Annotated in this window: 17 protein-coding genes; 11 read left to right on the forward strand and 6 right to left on the reverse strand. The window is 62.8% G+C overall.

Annotated elements, in window-relative coordinates; genetic code table 11:
• The first annotated feature begins 698 nt into the window (after positions 1–698).
• Entirely contained in the window at positions 699–1,481 is a 783-nt protein-coding gene (locus tag WS78_RS32200; protein WP_156437365.1) for a S1 family peptidase, read from the forward strand.
• Positions 1,482–1,769: 288 nt separating this feature from the next.
• On the opposite strand, the gene WS78_RS32205 is transcribed toward WS78_RS32200, so the two are convergent.
• Positions 1,770–2,495 (reverse strand): hypothetical protein, encoded by a 726-nt coding sequence (locus tag WS78_RS32205; RefSeq protein ID WP_059576573.1) that lies wholly within the window; start codon positions 2,493–2,495, stop codon positions 1,770–1,772.
• Positions 2,496–2,549: 54 nt separating this feature from the next.
• Positions 2,550–2,951: a rhomboid family intramembrane serine protease gene (locus tag WS78_RS32210; protein ID WP_059576570.1), complete on the reverse strand. Its 402-nt coding sequence runs from the start codon at positions 2,949–2,951 to the stop codon at positions 2,550–2,552.
• Positions 2,952–3,131: 180 nt separating this feature from the next.
• Between WS78_RS32210 and WS78_RS36720 the strand changes: the two genes are divergently transcribed.
• Positions 3,132–3,548, forward strand: coding sequence for a hypothetical protein (locus WS78_RS36720; RefSeq protein ID WP_156437364.1), 417 nt, complete (start codon positions 3,132–3,134; stop codon positions 3,546–3,548).
• Positions 3,549–3,896: 348 nt separating this feature from the next.
• Here the strand turns inward: WS78_RS36720 and WS78_RS32215 are convergent, their stop codons facing one another.
• Complete coding sequence (locus WS78_RS32215) at positions 3,897–4,385, reverse strand: DUF411 domain-containing protein (RefSeq protein WP_059576566.1); 489 nt, start codon at positions 4,383–4,385, stop codon at positions 3,897–3,899.
• A 516-nt stretch (positions 4,386–4,901) separates the two neighbouring features.
• Here WS78_RS32215 and WS78_RS32220 point away from each other — a divergent pair.
• From WS78_RS32220 to blaOXA, 7 genes are all read left to right on the forward strand, one after another.
• Positions 4,902–5,135, forward strand: coding sequence for a hypothetical protein (locus WS78_RS32220; RefSeq protein WP_038746173.1), 234 nt, complete (start codon positions 4,902–4,904; stop codon positions 5,133–5,135).
• Between the two features lies 1 nt (position 5,136).
• Positions 5,137–5,574 carry a hypothetical protein gene (locus tag WS78_RS32225; protein WP_059576562.1) on the forward strand — a complete coding sequence of 146 codons (438 nt, stop codon included), beginning with the start codon at positions 5,137–5,139 and terminating at the stop codon, positions 5,572–5,574.
• A 518-nt stretch (positions 5,575–6,092) separates the two neighbouring features.
• Positions 6,093–6,431, forward strand: a complete 339-nt coding sequence (locus tag WS78_RS32230; RefSeq protein ID WP_038746178.1) for a cupredoxin domain-containing protein — start codon at positions 6,093–6,095, stop codon at positions 6,429–6,431.
• Positions 6,432–6,443: 12 nt separating this feature from the next.
• A complete protein-coding gene (locus tag WS78_RS32235; RefSeq protein ID WP_038746181.1) occupies positions 6,444–7,280 on the forward strand; it encodes an FTR1 family iron permease in 837 nt (278 codons plus the stop codon).
• 517 nt (positions 7,281–7,797) lie between these two features.
• Positions 7,798–10,635 (forward strand): bifunctional YncE family protein/alkaline phosphatase family protein, encoded by a 2,838-nt coding sequence (locus WS78_RS32240; RefSeq protein WP_059576559.1) that lies wholly within the window; start codon positions 7,798–7,800, stop codon positions 10,633–10,635.
• Positions 10,636–11,021: 386 nt separating this feature from the next.
• Positions 11,022–12,188, forward strand: coding sequence for a class C beta-lactamase (gene ampC, locus WS78_RS32245; protein WP_059576554.1), 1,167 nt, complete (start codon positions 11,022–11,024; stop codon positions 12,186–12,188).
• A 28-nt stretch (positions 12,189–12,216) separates the two neighbouring features.
• Positions 12,217–13,026: an OXA-42 family class D beta-lactamase gene (blaOXA, locus tag WS78_RS32250; protein ID WP_059576551.1), complete on the forward strand. Its 810-nt coding sequence runs from the start codon at positions 12,217–12,219 to the stop codon at positions 13,024–13,026.
• A gap of 186 nt (positions 13,027–13,212) precedes the next feature.
• Here the strand turns inward: blaOXA and WS78_RS32255 are convergent, their stop codons facing one another.
• From WS78_RS32255 to WS78_RS32265, 3 genes are all read right to left on the reverse strand, one after another.
• Positions 13,213–13,554, reverse strand: a complete 342-nt coding sequence (locus WS78_RS32255) for a DUF4148 domain-containing protein (RefSeq protein WP_038746192.1) — start codon at positions 13,552–13,554, stop codon at positions 13,213–13,215.
• A gap of 150 nt (positions 13,555–13,704) precedes the next feature.
• A complete protein-coding gene (locus tag WS78_RS32260) occupies positions 13,705–15,159 on the reverse strand; it encodes a heavy metal sensor histidine kinase (RefSeq protein WP_038746195.1) in 1,455 nt (484 codons plus the stop codon).
• Positions 15,156–15,848 (reverse strand): heavy metal response regulator transcription factor, encoded by a 693-nt coding sequence (locus tag WS78_RS32265; protein WP_038746198.1) that lies wholly within the window; start codon positions 15,846–15,848, stop codon positions 15,156–15,158. The genes WS78_RS32260 and WS78_RS32265 overlap by 4 nt, the downstream gene beginning before the upstream one ends.
• Before the next feature lie 293 nt (positions 15,849–16,141).
• On the opposite strand from WS78_RS32265, the gene WS78_RS36725 reads away from it, so the two are divergent.
• Together WS78_RS36725 and WS78_RS36730 are read left to right on the forward strand one after the other, a co-directional pair.
• Positions 16,142–16,372, forward strand: a complete 231-nt coding sequence (locus WS78_RS36725; RefSeq protein ID WP_145986849.1) for a hypothetical protein — start codon at positions 16,142–16,144, stop codon at positions 16,370–16,372.
• A 296-nt stretch (positions 16,373–16,668) separates the two neighbouring features.
• Positions 16,669–16,947 (forward strand): hypothetical protein, encoded by a 279-nt coding sequence (locus WS78_RS36730; RefSeq protein WP_156437363.1) that lies wholly within the window; start codon positions 16,669–16,671, stop codon positions 16,945–16,947.
• The last annotated feature ends 548 nt before the right edge of the window (positions 16,948–17,495 follow it).

The raw sequence follows: 17,495 nt of genomic DNA on the forward strand, positions 1-17,495 counted from the left end.
CGAATGACCAAACCAAGCTTGAGTGCTCGCGCGGCAGCTGCATGAATAAGCTGCCGCACGACGCAGGTGGCCATTTCTTGTGCATGACCAAAAGTCACGGCGCTCAAGTGACCTGCGGCGGGATTTTGTAGCCAATCAGACAGTGAGTCTCGCGTCGATATTATCGGAATCCAACCAGGCTCGACGGACCGTGGCCGGAGGTTGATACCTTCCAAGCACTGTCGATGCATCGTCGCAATTCCTGCTGCGAAATTGCCCGAAAACTGTACATTCGGGGTTCATCGCGCAGCACCCAAACGGCGATGCGCTCGGCAAGCCATGGGGCATGCACCCTCCCATCGTTCGCTGTGGACTCGGTTTTGATGAATCGGGAGAGTTCGCTTAGCACGCTGACGTAGGAGAATTTCCTCAGCCGGTTGCGAACAGGACGGATTGCTTCTGCATACATCATTACAATACCTGCACTCAGCGGTAAAAGCGGCCGGCGAATCGGCCAGACGAGCTAGGGTTGGCGATACGCCGTTCGCCGCACTCTTGCCGGGATGTGGGTCGAGTTCGTCGTCGGGGAACCAAGGCTCCTCTGAGCGCTGGAGCGTCGTCTGCGCATCGCCAAAGGCCTTGATGTTTGTTCTGCGAACAGCGTCGCAGTGATGCTCCCCGAAGCCCACTTCTCACATTTCATACCACATTCATAACACATGCTTGAAGAACTCTACAGTCGAATCTCACCGGCCTGCTGCTATGTGACGGTCTTCCTGGACGATGAAAAAATCAGTGAAGGCTCAGGATTCGCATTCACTTCAAATGGACAGGTTCTCACGGCGGCGCATGTTGTCACGGGGCGATTTCCGATTCGAACGAGCGACCACACGGACCCCTCGCTGAAGATATTTTGTAAGTTTCCGGGATTGCCCGTCGCTGAATATGCTGTCGTCATGTGCTGCATGGAGATACAGGTCCCGGGATTTCTCCGCCCTGTCCAACTGGACTTAGCGGTACTCAACCCGAAGGTGCCGCTTCCTGCTGACGTTCAACATATTCTTGCGGTGCTTGAGCCGCCGAGACTTGGTCAACGTGTTTTTCTGGCCGGGTATTCGGAAGAACTGCGGCTTCCTTTCGACGTTGATCGACTGTTGTCTCCAGAGATGCAAGGGGCCGATGCGTTCAAGTCCGCCATGGATAAGGGATATATGGCGGATATGACTGGCCCGCTCATCAAGCAGGGGTATATCGGAAATCTTAGACGAATTGTCGTGGAAGTTGCTGGTCGTGGAACCTTGGAATGCGATGTCATGTATATCGATAACGCAATGCATCCAGGTGCGAGTGGCGGCCCGGTCTTCAATGAGAGGGGCGAAGCCATTGGAATTCTGTCGCAACGCGCCGTTACGTCTGTCGAGTACGGGGCAGATGGCCGCGCTCAAATTCCTTCAGGTTCTACGGTGGCCATTAGCCTCGTCCCGTTGCGATTCATCGCTTAACCCTCAGAAATGGAGGTCGACCCGACCCAGTTCACGCGCAAGCGTGTGATGGCCACAACACGGAAAATGAAGTCGGCAACTGTGGATGAGTCGCCCTGGGTGGCCCTCGAAGCCGAGGACCGCAGCGGTCTCGTCATCGCGGCCATGGGGCCTGACAGTCCGAAGTCACGCGCAGACGCTGCCCGAATGATGGCGCTCTGGAACGCAGCGCTGGATGCCGAGGAACCGCTTTCTAGCTCGGCTGGCTAACTCCCAAGGCAAACAGCAACACCCCTCATCAGCCCCGAGCTATCGGGGCTGTTTCTTCAGCTGCACGCATACCGCCCGAGTCATCAACCGGCCGTTGCGCCCGGTCGGCATGCGGCCATCGCGCAGCGATTCGTACCGATGCAAATGCCCTGAAATCAGAGCCTGTTCCAACCGGGACATTTCCCGTGGCCCACCGACCGAAATCGTCACATCGAGTTCGAGCCCGTGCGCTGCGTGCTTGAGGAGACTGCTCAGCAGGCGGGACGTCGAGTCCGCGGCCAGCAATGGCGACTCGAGCCGCACGGACCGGGCGTGGGTCGTGTGCGCGATACGAAGTACGTCTACCATCTGTTCCCGCAGCGACACCGCATCGCGCGGCCGTATCGCGGTCGCCGGCAGATGGACTCGCAGGTTCCGACCGAAGCACGAGGACAGGAGCACCGAAGCCTTTCGCTTCAGGCGGAAAAACAGGCTGTTGATGGGAATTAACTGCAGCAGCAGGCAGACCGTCACGAGCCCGCTGCGCGGATATGTGTATTTCGCAATCTGCACGGCCAGAACCGTACCGCCCACCACGAACCAGGAATGCCACCGGGCAACCGTCACGAACATCGCACGCTGCAAACGCGTGGAGAGCACGAAATCCGCTATGCGGCCGCCGACGCGATACATGACCGAGAGCAGAATGGCCACAACGTACCCGAGCGCGACGAGAAAATCCCCCGCCGTCATCCCTCGCTGTCTGCACCGCGGTGCCTGTGCCATCCTGTGCCTCCCGTTGAATTGACCTTGCCCGCCGTCGAGATATCGGCAGCGCCGTCAGCTTCTTGAGTGCCGGCTGGCGCGCGCCATCAGCAAGCCGCCTATCGCGCCGCCGAGATGGCCTTGCCAGGACACGCCAGGCGTCAGCGGCAACACGCCGTACAGCAGGCTCATGCCGTGGCACCAGACGACAAACATTGCGACCAGCACCGACAGAATGCGGCGGGTGTACAACCCGCGCGCGACGAGGTAGCCGGCATAACCGAAAATGAGGCCGCTCGCCCCGATATGCACCGAATGTGGAGCCCCCAGCAGCCAGGATGACGCGCCGGCGCCGAGCAGGCGGCCGACAGTTGCGCGCCAGAAGCCCGCCGTGCTCGGCCACATGCAGAGCCATCCCCGCACCAGCACGCCGCCGATGTTGGCGAGCAGATGCCTGAGGCTCGCGTCAGTGTACAAAAGAAACAGCCCCGGAGGACTGTTGGAGGCTTTCCGATATGCCCCTGCTTGATGAGCGGGCCAGTCGTGTCCGCCATATATCCCTTATGAGCTCTCAACCGGGGACCGCTGCGCATCAACGTCAAGAGGCTCGACGGTTCGCCGCACACCCTTCTGTGGTTGCGGCACGACGGCTCGGTCGTGGAATTGCAGTTGGTTGAGGAAGACGAACGAACTCTGGGGCCATGCCAGACCGGGGAGGAATGGGACCTCATGTGGATGGACGACCTGCTACAGGGAAAAAAGCTCGTGAAAAGGTCTATACAAAATGGAGGGCGGCTCACGGTCGATGAACACCGAAGCATCGGAGAGGCTGTTCAGCGTCTGGCGGAGGTCAATCCAGGGTTCCTTTCGGGCGGCAGCGTGCAAGACGCTCGCTCGAATGCGGAGGCAAAGCGCAACGCTTCGTGCGCTGCAGCACAAGCGAATGCATATGGGCTCGCTACAAGAATGCCTACCGACGGAACCTCGCCTGGTGATGACCCGGAGGTCCCGTTCTACCCATCACGACGGTCGTTCTACCAGACCCTGGCCGCGCAGCTGAAAGACGTACTTTGAGCATCTCTTAGCGCCATCGCGAGCACTGCTGTCCCACACGGCCCAGCGAGCGCTGGGCCGGTAAGTTCAATGCACTTTCTATAGTGGTCTGTGCGCTTGGCTCCGTGTCGCGTAAAGAGAATTATTGAATATTGCCCTTCCGTGGCATCCTCCTACGCCTTGCAAACACGTGGCTCCCAGTCGTGCTGCGGGCGATGTCACAAACCATTGATTTCTTGCTAGATACTGCGGCGTAAGTGGAACGTTCCGGCTCGTAATCGAAACTAATCGACATCAGCGTCCTCGAGCGCACGCGATCTCGCCGGATGCACGCCGCAATCGCGGCCCCCCTTCAGGAAGGCTGGCGCTTCAGCTATACGACCGATACACGCTCGACTGGCCGCCGCGCTTGATGAGGAGCACGTCGTACGGCATGTGACGGCCGTTGTACGCCGGTCCGTCCATGCCGGGCGAGCCGATCGGCATCGCCGGCACGGCGAGCCCGATCGCGTTCGGCCGTTCCCGCAGAAGACGCTTGATCTCGCGTGCGGGAACATGCCCCTCGAGCGCATATCCCTGAATGACGCCCGTATGGCACGACGCGAAGCGCTCGGGCATGCCGGCTTTTTGCCGCGCGTCGGCCGTGTCCTCGACATTGTGCACCGCCACGTCGAAGCCGTTGTTCTTCAGATGCGACAGCCAGTCTTCGCAGCATCCGCACGTGGGCGTCTTCCACACCTGCACGACGGGCTTCGCGGCCGCTTTTTGCGAAAACGCGATGACGGGCAGCAGCGCCAATCCGGTGGCGAAGGCGCGTCTTGCGTGAGAAATCGGCTTGTTTTCGAAAGGTCGGGTCATGGGGCTTTCCGTCGGAGTGGAGGGGATATCGGCGATGTTCCGCTTTTAGCCGCGGCCCTTGCTTGCGGCTGCGATCGAATCGATACAAATGGTCGATCGCGATTCCCGGCCATTGTAACGGGCCATCGCACAGCTATCGCTTTTCCCGGCGTCGCGGCAGTTCGCTGATGCCGCGACATCGCGTCGCACTGCGGCGTGCTTTTGCGTCCGGCCGGGCCTTTATCCGTCGGATGGCCTGGCATGCATCGAACGGGTTCCGATTCGCGTCTCTCGTGATCGAATCGAATTCTCCGGTTCGGCCGAAACGCGAAATCAAGCATGAAGTTTTTATCGAACCGCATCGCCGCATTGGGCGATGCATTATCCAATCACTTAATTCGATTATCTAATTATCATGTAAATGACAAAATTTTGACTTGGATGTTTCGATGAACTAGCTTTAATCCGTTACGCGGCGCAAAAAACAAGAGTCCCGGTGCAGGTCATCAACAACTGAAATAGCCTGTGGAGACAAGCATGAAACCAACCGAATTCAAAATCACGGTTTCCGGCGCGGCTTTGGACGAGAAACAAATCGCGCATGCGTCCGCGCATATGAACATCGCGCTGCTCACCGCGCTCGTCGGCGAGAATTCCACGCAGATCAGGGGGCCTGCGTGGAATGTCATATTGCCGAACGGCGGAAAGGTCATCGTGGCCGAAGCGGCGGAGCGCTTGCTGAGAGTCTCGGAACAAGAAAGCGGAGAGTGACATGACGCCGGCCGGGGGAATCTCCGCCGGCGCGGTTCGGACGGAGGCGGGCGAGACGTCGCTCGGCACCTGCCCGAGCGCGCCGGCCGAGTCGGCTTCAGCGGTGCTGGGCGCGGTGATGGAGGGCGGTACCGTCGCCTACATCAGCCCGAAGATTCCGATCAGCAGCGAATTGCTCGACGGCCTCCGCGCGAACGGCGTTCCGGTCGAGAACCGCGTTCGCTTTCTCGGCCCGTGTCTGGGCGGAAAGTGTGCGCAGTGGGCCGGACACCGTTGCGGGCTCGTCGATGCGATCGTGAAGGAACCGGCCGTGCTGTCGACGCCGGTAGAAGGGCTGCCGAAGTGCGGCATCCGAAGCACGTGCAGGTGGTACGCGCAGCACGCGAGCGCTGCCTGCATGCAATGCCCCGTCGTCATCTATGAGCCGCGCGCCGAATAGCGCGCGGGTTTTGATGAAGGCGGAGGCATTCGGGCGGCGTTGCCGTTCGCGGCTGGCATCGAGCATGAGGTAGCCGGCATGACGTCCGGTGGAATGGAGGCAGGCCGCAGCGCAGCCCGCGGCAATTCGATTTCATCCGGACGAAGCAAAGCGGTGAATCGTTCCGTTTGCGAAGCGACGGTGCGAGCAAATGGTCGTCGACGTGCGCCGGGACCGAACGTCGACGATCAATCCTACGGATGCCTTTCAATTTCAATGCGGAGCGACCGGGTGCGATCGGCATGCACGCGACCGTGGCCGACCGCCGCCGAAAACTTTCTTCAGACGACGTGGAAAACGACAGGTGCTTTGCCTAATTGACGGCACCGCATGGGGCTTCGAAAGCCCGGCGCATCGTCATCCCGCGATGCATTCGCAAACCGCGCCGCACGAGATGACCACAACAAGAATAAGGATATCGAATTGTCTGAACGAGAATCGCTCCTATTATCGTCCGCATCTCACAACCGCTCGCTTCCATGAACACTCTTCAGACGATTTCCGCGCTTGCGCTGGCCGCGTTCGCGGCTTCGGCGACGCACGCATTCGCAGCCGACGACACGTACGTCCTCACGCTCAAGGATCACAAATTCTCGCCGGCGAATTTCACGATTCCGGCGGGCAAGAAGGTGAAGGTGACGGTCAAGAACCTCGACACGACGCCCGCCGAATTCGAAAGCGACGATTTCAAGGCGGAGAAGGTGGTTCCCGCGGGCAAGCAGGTCGACGTCTTCATCGGGCCGCTCAAGGCCGGCACGTACGAGTTTCACGACGAGTACCACGAAGCCGAATCGAAAACCAAACTGACCGTCAAGTAAGCACCGCGCAACATGCTCTCCACCGCCGTCATCGTCTTTCGCGAAGTGCTCGAAGCAGCGCTCGTCGTGTCCATCGTCCTCGCGGCGACCAAGGGCGTGCCCGGGCGAGGATGGTGGGTGAGCGGCGGCCTGCTCGGCGGCGTGATCGGCGCCGCGCTGATTGCGGCGTTCGCCGACGTCATCTCGGCATGGGCGTCGGGCATGGGGCAGGAGGTGTTCAACGCGGGCGTGATGTTCGTCGCGACGATCATGCTCGCGTGGCACAGCATCTGGATGGGCAAGCATGGCCGCGAGATGGCGCAGCAGTTGTCGACGATCGGTAAGGCGGTCGCCGCCGGCAGCCGGCCGTTGACGGGGCTCGCGGTCGTCGTCGGCGTCGCCGTGCTGCGTGAAGGTTCGGAAGCCGTACTGTTTCTGTACGGCATCGCGGCGAGCGATCCCGGACAAACGCCGCAGATGATCGCCGGCGGCGCGCTCGGCGTGCTCGGCGGCGTCGGGCTCGGCGTAGGCATGTACGCCGGGCTGCTGCAAATTCCGCTGAAGCGCCTCTTTTCCGTGACCAATGCGCTGATCGTCCTGCTCGCGGCGGGCATGGCGAGCCAGGGTGTCGGGTTTCTCGTGTCGGCCGGGTGGCTGCCGTCGTGGGGCGACACCGTGTGGGATACGTCGTGGCTGCTGAAGGAATCGAGCGTCGCCGGCAAGATGCTGCATACGCTCGTCGGCTATACGGCGCGGCCGGCCGGCATTCAGATTGCCGCGTACGTCGGCACGCTGCTCGTCATCGTGCTGCTCGCCCGCAAAGTGGCGCGCACGCAGGCGACGGCCGCGTCGCCGACGCAGGCGGCTTGACGGGGCGTCTGTCCGCGACGCGCGCGAGCGGCGGCGTTGCATTCCGGCGCGCCTGCCCGCAGCGGCCAGCGCGATGATGCGACGGCCGAAGCTCGATGAGCGCGGCGTCGATTCCCGTCGTTTCCGATGCGAACTGCGTGAAGCGTCATGCGCGCGGAATGATGCGGATTGCGTATCGTCACGTTCGGCTTTGAAATGGGCGGCCGTCGCGAACGATGAAGGCGGCGCGACTGCGCTTGCGCGACGCAATGGCCGCGCGGCCATGGCCGTCTGCGAACCCATGCCGCGATGTCGTTCGACTCGCTCCGGCCCCGCCTCGCGGCCGCCGCGTCTTCTCCGGCGCGATTTCTCCATCGCTTCGCGCATCGCCTGTTTTCGGCGCTGTCATCGTCGGGTCACCGCGCACCGTTAGTTTTCCTCTTCATTACCAATCGTTACGACGCTGCCGCTGCCGCGGTATGGCGCCGCGCCTTCTCGAAGAGGTTCGATCGTGCATAGACGTTTCCTGCTCGTTGGGATGACGACGCTCGCGCTTGCCGCGTGCAACAGCGATTCCGTCGACACGCCCGCGCTCGGCGACACCAGCACGACGCTGCTCGCGACGGGCCAACTGATTTCACCCGCGGCGGCGCCGGGCACGGCGTTCGTCGCGCTGAATCCGGGGCTCGCGGATCTGCCGAACTACGTTGCCGGCCAGCCCGTTTCCGAGGCGCTCAGCCCCGACCGCAAGACGCTGCTCGTGCTGACGAGCGGCTACAACAACGTGCTGGACGCGAACGGCAAGATGGTGAAGGCGGACTCGAACGAGTATGTGTTCGTGTTCGACGTTTCCGGCGGCGCGCCGGTCAAGAAGCAGGTGCTGCAGGTGCCCGACACCTACGTCGGCATCGCGTTCGCGCAGGACGGCCGGCATTTCTACGTGACGGGCGGCGGCGACGACAATCTGCACGGCTTCGCGTTCTCGCAAGGCGCTTGGGGCGAGGCGGGCGCGCCGATCGCGTTGAATCACAAGACGGGCAATGGAATCGGCAGCACGCCGCTCGCGACGGGCGTCGACGTGACGGCGGACGGCAAGCGCGCGGTCGTCGCGAATCGCTACAACGATTCAGTCACGCTCGTCGATCTCGCGGCGGGCGCGGTGCTCGCCGAGCGCGATCTGCGGCCGGGCAAGAGCGGCGGCGCGTCCGGCGTGCCGGGCGGCGAATATCCGAACGCGGTGCGCGTCGTCGGCAACAAGACCGCCTACGTATCGAGCGAACGCGATCGCGAGATCGTCGTCGTCGACATCTCGACGAACGCGCCGCAGGTCGTCGGGCGCATTCCGGTGAACGGCAATCCGAACAAGATGATCCTGAACGCCGCGCAGACGCGTCTCTACGTCGCGTCGGACAACGCGGACGTCGTTTCGGTGATCGACACGGCCGCGAATAAGGTCGTGTCGACGGTGTCGACGGTCGCGCCTGCCGGCCTCGTCACGGAGATGCAGTATCGCGGCGCGTCGCCGAACGGACTCGCGCTGTCGGCCGACGAGCGCACGCTGTACGTGACGAACCGCGGCACGAACGACGTCGCGGTGATTTCGCTCGCGGGCTCGTCGCCTGTCGTCACGGGCTTGATTCCGACCGGCTGGTATCCGTCCGACGTCGCGCTCGGCGCGGCGAACGCGCTGTACGTCGTCTACACGAAGAACATGCCCGGTCCGAATCCGGGCAACTGCAAGGACAGCGGCCGCACCGTGCCGTGCCCTGTGAAGAACACGCCGGTCAAGCTCGTCGAGAATCAGTACATCGAACAACTGAGCAAGGGCGGCCTCATGTGGATGCCGGCGCCGGGCAGCAAGACGCTCGATCAACTGACGACGCAGGTCGCGAACAACAACAGCTTCAACGCTGCGCTCACGGCGAACGACATCGCGACGATGACCGCGCTGCGCAAGAAGATCAAGCACGTGATCTACATCGTGAAGGAGAACCGCACGTACGACCAGATTCTCGGCGACGTCGGCCGCGGCAACAGCGATCCGTCGCTCGCGGAATTCCCCGACGCGACGACGCCGAGCATGCACGCGCTCGCGAGAACGTTCGTCACGCTCGACAACTTCTACGACTCGGGCGACGTGAGCGGCGACGGCTGGCCGTGGAGCACCGGTGCGCGCGAATCGGACGCGGGCGCGAAGATGCTGCCCGTCAACTATGCGAACAGCCCGGCGCGCTCGGGCGCGCGCGGCGGCTCGTACGATTGGGAGGGCGCGAACCGCAACGTCAACGTCGGCCTGGCGGGTGCGCAGCGCGCGGCCGCGAATCCGTCGCTGCCGGCCGATCCGGATCTGCTGCCGGGCAATGCCGACGTGTCGGCGCCCGATGGCCCGTCCGACGCGCTTCAGCAGGGCTACATCTGGAACGCCGCGCTGCGCGCGGGCCTCACGGTGCGCAACTACGGCTTCTTCGCGGATCTCGCGCGCTACAGCGGCCCGAGCGCGATCCCGCCGGACCGCACACCGTTCGTCGATCACGCGGTGCAGACGTATGCGACGAGCCCGGCGCTCGTCGATCGCACCGATCCGTACTTTCGCGGCTACGACAACGCGTATCCGGATCTCTATCGCGAACTCGAGTGGGAGCGCGAGTTCAACGGCTTCGTCGCGAACGGCCAGATGCCGTCGCTGACGCTGCTGCGCCTGCCGCACGATCATACGGGCTCCTATGCGACGGCGCTCGACGGCGTGAATACGCCGGAGATACAGATGGCCGACAACGACTATGCGGTCGGCCGTGTCGCGCAGGCGGTCGCGAACAGCCCGTATGCGGCCGACACGCTGATCTTCGTCGTCGAGGACGACGCGCAGGACGGCCCGGATCACGTCGACGCGCATCGCAGCACGGCGTTCGTGATCGGGCCGTACGTGAAGCAGAATGCGGTCGTCAGTACGCACTACACGACGGTCAACATGATCCGCACGATCACCGAAGTGCTCGGCCTCGATCACCTCGGGCTCTTCGATGCGACGCAGGGCCCGATGACCGACGTGTTCGATCTGAACCAGTCGAAATGGAACTTCAAGGCGGTCGCGTCGGGCCTGCTCGCGAACACGCAGCTGCCGATTCCGGCCGGCGATATCAAGACGGCCGCGCTGAAGCCAACGCACGGAATGCGCTACTGGGCGCTCGCGACGCGCGGCATGGACTTCTCGGTCGAGGACAAGATCGATGCAGTGGCATACAACAAGGTGCTGTGGAAGGGGTTGATGAGCGGCCGGGCGTACCCGGCGCGCATCGGCGAACGCGTGACGCCCCATCGCCGCGACGACGATGACGACGTGAAGGTGTCGCAAGCGAGGAGCGCGGCGCGAGGATGATGCGCCCGCCGCCGGGCGATGCGCGCGGGTGCGCCGCCCGGTCGGAATGCGCGAGACGGCGGCGCGCGCAGGGAAAAACGGATCGGCTTCGCGCCGGTCCGTTTGGTTTTTTGGGGCATCGTTCGCCGCACGGCGGCGATCTCGTGCGTGCGATCGTCGCTTGTCCGGACGCCTTACGTTTGTAATAATTCCTCGCCGAAAGCCGAAGTCCGGCCGCCGTCTTTCACGATCGATCGGCATTTCGGGCATACCGATGCGATCGATGCAAGGACGCCGCGCTGCGCCGCGCCGTATGTGACGCGCCGTCTCGCCGTCTCGCTGTCGACGGCAAAGCGCCGACGGTCCGGATTCGAACCTCCCGAACGCTCCGAATTTTCCGATTCGCCATGCGCATGAGTACGCAGTTCGTCATCAGGATGTGGCTCGCGCTGAGCTGCTGCATCGCAACCGCCGCGCACGCCGCCCGCGGCATCGAGCCGGCGGACGTCGAACGCATCGTCGACGCCGTTGCGCAACCGCTGCAACAGAAGTACGGCATTCCGGGGCTCGCGATCGCGGTGAGCATCGACGGCCGACATTACTTCTACAACTATGGCGTCGCGTCGAAAGCGACGCGGCGGCCCGTTACCGGCCGGACGTTGTTCGAGATCGGTTCACTCGGCAAGACGTTCACGGCGACGCTCGCCGCGTATGCGCAGGAAGGCGGCGAGCTGTCGTTCGCCGACAGCGTGAGCCGCTACCTGCCGTCGCTGCAAGGCAGCAGCTTCGATCGGATCAGCCTGCTGAACATGGGCACGCAGACATCCGGCCTGCCGTTGTTCGTGCCCGACACGATCACGAATACCGCCGAGCTGCTCGACTACCTGAAGAACTGGCGGCCCGAACATACGCCGGGCACGCACCGCGTCTATTCGAATCTCGGCATCGGCACGCTCGGGATGATCGCGGCGGCGAGCATGAACGAGCGCTTCGAGACGTTGATCGAGAAGAACCTGTTTCCCGAATTTCGCATGACGCACAGCTACATCGACGTGCCCGCCGAGCAGCGAGGCGATTATGCGCAGGGCTACACGAAGCAGGACGCGCCGATTCGGCTGAAGGCGGGCGTGCTCGCGTCCGAGGCGTACGGCGTCAGATCGTGCACGACGGATCTGATCCGCTTCGTCGACGCGAACATGGGGCTTGTGCCGCTGAGCGAAAAATGGGGGCGCGCGATGAAAGCGACGCACGTCGGCTACTACGACGCGGACGGCATGATCCAGAGCCTCATCTGGGAGCAATACCCGTATCCGGCGAGTCTCGACAAGCTGCTCGCGGGCAACGATCTGATCGGCAAGGATGTCGTCGCGAAGCCGTTCAATCCGCCGCTGTCGCCGAAGCAGGACGTGTGGATCAACAAGACCGGATCGACGAACGGGTTCTCGACGTATGTCGCGTTCGTGCCGTCGAAGAAGGTCGGCGTCGTGATTCTCGCGAACAAATCGTATCCGCTGGGCGAACGAGTGACGGCGGGTTATACAATCGTCGACTCGATCGTTCGGGCCGAACGATGACATGCACACCAACTCATCCAGATCAACAATGAAAATCCGATATGCGCTGTCGAGCGCACTCGTTCTGCTTGGCTGCGTCGCCGCCTCGGCGCACGCGAAGCCCGTCTGCACCGCGATCGCCGACGCGGCCACGGGCAGGTTCTTGCTGAAGGACGGCGATTGCGGCCGTCGCGCGACGCCCGCTTCGACGTTCAAGATCGCGATAAGCCTGATGGGCTACGACGCGGGCTTCCTGCGCAACGAGCACGAGCCCGTATTGCCGTATCGCGACGGCTACGTCGACTGGGGCGGCGCGGCGTGGAAGCAGCCGACCGATCCGACTCGGTGGCTCAAGTATTCGGTCGTGTGGTATTCGCAGCAGGTCACGCATCATCTGGGCGCGCAGCGTTTCGCGCAATATGCGAAGGCGTTCGACTACGGCAATGCGGACGTGTCGGGCGACCCCGGCAAGAACAACGGTCTCGAGCGCGCGTGGATCGGCTCGTCGCTGCAGATCTCACCGCTCGAACAGATCGGATTCCTGCGCAGGATGCTGAATCGCGAACTGCCCGTGTCGGCACACGCGATCGACATGACCGAGCGGATCGTCGATACCGCGACGCTTGCCGACGGCACGGTCGTGCACGGCAAGACCGGCATGGCCTATCCGCTTCTGGCCGACGGCACGCGCGACGAAGCGCATGGGTTCGGCTGGTTCGTCGGCTGGATCGCGCGCGGCAAGCAGACACTGGTGTTCGCGAGCCTCACGCAGGACGAGCGCAAGGAGCCCGTCTCCACCGGCATACGCACGCGCGACGCGTTCATGCGCGAGCTGCCGCAGCGCTTGGCTGTGCGCTGACGCGCGGGCGATCGACGCGGGCGATCGAACGCACCGGCATTCCTCGTATCGGCGACTCCTCGCGCGATACCACACGCGCCGGCGTGCTTTCGGCCGCGCATCTATTCGACCGACGGGAAGCGGCAGGCGTTGCAAGACGGCCTGCCGCATGTTCATCCGCGATCACGCGGGACGCAGCCATGACGTTCAGGACCCGGCATACGGGTTGCAGAACGTGCGCGGGCCGACGCAGCGCTCATCCTGCGCCGCCTCGGACATGCGGCCCGACGAGCCCGCCTTCGCGTCGCCGCGCGTATCGGCGATTGCGTGCGTCGGCTGCTGCGGCTTGGCCTTGTTCGCGAAGCGCGGCGCGTAGAGCGGCGAGATTTCCGGATACGACGCGTCGGTCACGTAGTCGAGCCCGTTGGCCTTGGCCTCGACCAGCTCCTGGTAGACCTGGGCGCGCGTTTTCCCGGCCGGTGCGTCCGCGAATGCCGCAGGCGAAACGAGCGCGGCGGCGAGGGCGACAGTAAGGAATTTGGCTTTCATACGTTCTCCATATCAATATCGAATTCAGAAGGAGAATTCGATGATTGACATTTTGAACAAGGGGCCCTCCGGCAACGTGACTCCCATATGAAGTTTTTGTCATTTTGATGAAAAAGCCGAATTCGAATTTAAAATGATTCACGAAATGACTCAAGTCTGTTCGAGATGCCAACGCGGATCATGACCCGCCGCCATGTAATCGGCGTCCTCTGCCGTATGCTCGCGAGGAAAGCGCAGGAAGAACGTCGTGAAGACGTTCGGCACGCTTTCGACCCAGCAGTCGCCGCCGTGCTCGGTGATGATCGAGCGCACGATCGCGAGCCCGAGGCCCGTGCCCGACGCCGAGTCGTATCGCGAAGGGTCGACGCGATAGAAGCGATCGAAAATTCGCGGCAGATGCACGGCTTCGATTCCGCGTCCGCTGTCGGTCACGGCGATCACGGCATTCCGCCCGGCCTGTTCGCAGCGGACGACGACCGTCGAGTGGTCAGGCGCATGGCGAATCGCATTGGACAACAGATTGCTCAGCGCCCGCTGCACGAGGATCAGGTCGCCGTTGAAGCTCGCTTCGCCTTCGACGGCGATCCCGATGCCGCGGTCCTCCGCCACCGTCTCGTAGTAGCGGACGATCCGGTCGGCCATCGCATAGGCGTCGATCGGCTCGATGTCGAGCTTGTTCTGATGGCCGTCCGCGCGTGCGAGGAACAGCATGTCGTCGACCATTCGCGCGAGCCGTTGATACTCTTCCACGCTCGATTCGATCACCTGACGATATTCGTCGACCGACCGCCGCTGCGACAGCGCCACTTGCGCCTCGGCGAGCAGGTTGGTGAGCGGCGTGCGGATGTCGTGCGCGAGATCGGATGAATACTCCTTCAGCCGTGTGAACGACGCGTTCAGGCGCGCGAGCATCCGGTTGAACGACACCGCGAGTTCCCGCAGCTCTCCCGCCATTTCCGTTTCGGTCAGCGGCTGTGCGAGACGGCTGCTCGAGATCTGATCGGCCTGCGCGGCGAAGCGGCGCAGCGGCCTGAGCGCGTATGCGGCGATCCAGTACGCGAGCGTCGCCGCGACGGCCGTGCCGACGAGGATGATCGCGACGATGCTGATCGCGCACGTGCGCAGCAGCGACTGCTCGCGACGGAAATCGTACTGAACGGCGACGCGCAGCGGCAAGCCCGGATTGCCGGTGAGCCGCGCGTCGGCGACGAGATAGCGCTTTGCATTGCGCTTGTCGTCGACGATCGCGGGATCGAGGCCGGGCTTGGCCCGCTGCACGCCGCCGTACGGCACGTACCAGCCGCTTTGCATGTACGCGGTGCCGCGCGCGTCGTAGATCGCGAAATCGACTTTCTCGTCGCTATGGAACGAGTAGTAGAACCGCGTTCCCTTTTCACGCAACTCGGCGATGCTGCGCGCTTCGCCGACGTGCGCGACGATGCCGGCGAGCGTCGTTTCCATCGCGCGCTCGGACGAATACGCGAACGTGCGCGTGAGCGTTTCGTACAGCAGCAGGCCGCTGATCGCGAGCAGAACCGACGTGGACAGCGCGAACTTGATCGCGAGCCGCCCGCGCATCGTGCGCGGCACGAGCCTCTGCATCATGCGTACGATTCGCACGGCTCGCCTCGCTGCTCCAGAACATATCCCATCCCGCGGACCGTATGGATCAGCTTGGGCTCGTAATCCTGATCGACCTTCGCGCGCACGCGCTTGATCGCGGCGTCGACGACATTCGAATCGCTGTCGAAGTTGATGTCCCAGATCTGCGATGCGATCAGCGAGCGCGGCAGGATCTCGCCTTGCCGGCGCATCAGCAGCCACAGCAGCAGGAATTCCTTCGCGGTGAGCAGGATCGTGTTGCCCTGGCGGCGCGCCTTGCGCTGGATGAGGTCGAGCTCGAGATTCGCGACGCGCAACACCGGCGCATCGGTCGCCTGGCCGCGCCGAAGCAGCGAGCGCACGCGTGCGAGCAACTCGGCGAAATCGAACGGCTTCGCGAGATAGTCGTCGCCGCCGAGCTCGAGGCCCTTCACGCGATCGTCGACATGGTCGCGCGCGGTGAGGAACAGCACCGGCGTGCGATGCGTTCTGCGCAGTTCGCGCACGATCGTCCAGCCGTCGCAGCCGGGCAGCATCACGTCGAGTATCGCGAGGTCATAGTTCTCCGTGCGCAACTGATGCAGGCCGCTGATGCCGTCTTGTGTCCAGTCGCAAACGAAGCCGGCTTCGGTGAGCCCACGCTTCAAATACATGCCCGTCTTCGGCTCGTCTTCTACGATAAGGACCTTCATTTCAAACTCATTAAGATTGCGTTAAATATTCTTTGAGAATGCGTGTCGTTCACAGTTCAACATTTCGGTGTGCGTGATTAAACGTGCGAAGCGAGTATCGTTTTTCGTCGGCGCGTGTCGCGATAAAACGTCGCATTCGAGAACCAATCGGCGAAGCGGGCAGGCGCGCGCGATCGTGACGGTGATCGGCGGGAAGCGAATCGCGGAAGCGTTCGCCGGCGCTTGACGAAGCGTACGAAGCGTACGATGCGTACGAGGCGCGCGGCGTCGTGCGAGCCGTTGCATGATGTTCGGTGCGTCGTTCGCGTGTTCTTCACGGCGATGTCGACGTTCATCGACCGGTCGCGCGACGAGGCCGTCTGATCGTCGGCGACGTCCAGCGTTTTCCTGTGTCAACTGAACGTGACAAGAATGTCATGCGCGCACGCCGGCGAGCGATTGAACTTCTCGGCGCGAACGAATGGAAATTTGTCGGCGAAGCGGATATCGGCACGCAACGACGCACGGATATCGATCACCCGTGATGCTCGCCGATCGTCAAATCGCCGTGCCGAAACACGCCGTCTGCATCCTTTCGGCGTCACGCGACATTGCTGAAAAACGAAAACGCGCGGTTGCGATCTCGAAGTGCGAAGCAACGCGCTGCGGATGCACGCGATGAAAAGTCCGGAATTTGTCGAGCGGCACACGCAAACGCGCCGGAGTATTCCTTATACGGCGTAGGGATATATGGCATGCGCCGCGTGCTGCACCGCACGAGCAGAGTTGGCCTGCTGCAAAAGCAGCGCCCGTAGCGATTCCTGCTTCGAACGAGCGGGCCGTGACGCACGAAGCCTCACTCGAATCGCCATTTCGTGACGGAATATGCGCCCACCATGGCAACGCGATGTGCCCGAGCGCGAAACCGCCGCCGCAGCGCACGAAACGCGCGGAGGAAGGCCATTCCTGCACACGCGATCCGGGCTCCGCAAATCTCTCTGTTCCGCGCCCGCGACTGGCGCTTTCTTGCTCGTTTGCCATTTTCTTCTACGAGACCGTCGGTACGGAGAAACAACGCGTCGTCGCGCGAGGCGCGCGATTGGCGCGGCCCGGTAATTGAGCGAAAGCGCGGAAGCCGATTCTCCTCCAAGTGGCGGGAACGAAACTTTTTTTGATATCAGCTAAAAATGTTTGACATGAGGATTTCAGCGAGATAAGTTTTGCGCAAGCTTTTGGAAAGAAAATGGATTGCGCGGCGCAAGCTCGGAATCGCGAATTTGACGGCGATCCGAGCCGGCAGCGGCCGCTGCCGGCAGATCCGGCGGTCCGGCGCTTCTCGCCGCGTGCGATTTCGTGTCGACATTTAGAAATATGAATGTAATCCGAGTTTGCCTTCGTCGAACGACGCGGCAAACGCTTGATGCGGGCCTGACGAGTCGCAAAGACGCACCGATAAATACAAACGCGGCAAAAGGAACCTGAGAGGGTGGGGCAGACGGAACGGGCCACCGTTCCGAGCGGTTCCCATGACGCAGATCTGGCGGAAGACGAATCGCCCGGCCCGCGCGGCCGGGCGATTCGATCGGCCGCAACCGGTTTGTCGGCAACACGTCGTCCAGTCGATTCCCATCGTTCGCATCGGCGCGGCGTGTCCTTTCTTGCCGGCAG

It is taken from the genome of Burkholderia savannae (genome assembly GCF_001524445.2).
Classification (GTDB): Bacteria; Pseudomonadota; Gammaproteobacteria; order Burkholderiales; family Burkholderiaceae; genus Burkholderia; species Burkholderia savannae.

Excerpts from the sequence above, each read along its gene's own strand:
- WS78_RS32220 (WP_038746173.1), top strand. The coding sequence starts at position 4,902 with ATGAAACCAACCGAATTCAAAATCACGGTTTCCGGCGCGGCTTTGGAC.
- WS78_RS32230 (WP_038746178.1), top strand. The coding sequence starts at position 6,093 with ATGAACACTCTTCAGACGATTTCCGCGCTTGCGCTGGCCGCGTTCGCG.
- WS78_RS32260 (WP_038746195.1), bottom strand. The coding sequence starts at position 15,159 with ATGATGCAGAGGCTCGTGCCGCGCACGATGCGCGGGCGGCTCGCGATC.
- WS78_RS32225 (WP_059576562.1), top strand. The coding sequence starts at position 5,137 with ATGACGCCGGCCGGGGGAATCTCCGCCGGCGCGGTTCGGACGGAGGCG.
- WS78_RS32205 (WP_059576573.1), bottom strand. The coding sequence starts at position 2,495 with ATGGCACAGGCACCGCGGTGCAGACAGCGAGGGATGACGGCGGGGGAT.
- blaOXA (WP_059576551.1), top strand. The coding sequence starts at position 12,217 with ATGAAAATCCGATATGCGCTGTCGAGCGCACTCGTTCTGCTTGGCTGC.
- ampC (WP_059576554.1), top strand. The coding sequence starts at position 11,022 with ATGCGCATGAGTACGCAGTTCGTCATCAGGATGTGGCTCGCGCTGAGC.
- WS78_RS32255 (WP_038746192.1), bottom strand. The coding sequence starts at position 13,554 with ATGAAAGCCAAATTCCTTACTGTCGCCCTCGCCGCCGCGCTCGTTTCG.
- WS78_RS32240 (WP_059576559.1), top strand. The coding sequence starts at position 7,798 with ATGACGACGCTCGCGCTTGCCGCGTGCAACAGCGATTCCGTCGACACG.
- WS78_RS32235 (WP_038746181.1), top strand. The coding sequence starts at position 6,444 with ATGCTCTCCACCGCCGTCATCGTCTTTCGCGAAGTGCTCGAAGCAGCG.
- WS78_RS32265 (WP_038746198.1), bottom strand. The coding sequence starts at position 15,848 with ATGAAGGTCCTTATCGTAGAAGACGAGCCGAAGACGGGCATGTATTTG.
- WS78_RS32215 (WP_059576566.1), bottom strand. The coding sequence starts at position 4,385 with ATGACCCGACCTTTCGAAAACAAGCCGATTTCTCACGCAAGACGCGCC.
- WS78_RS32200 (WP_156437365.1), top strand. The coding sequence starts at position 699 with ATGCTTGAAGAACTCTACAGTCGAATCTCACCGGCCTGCTGCTATGTG.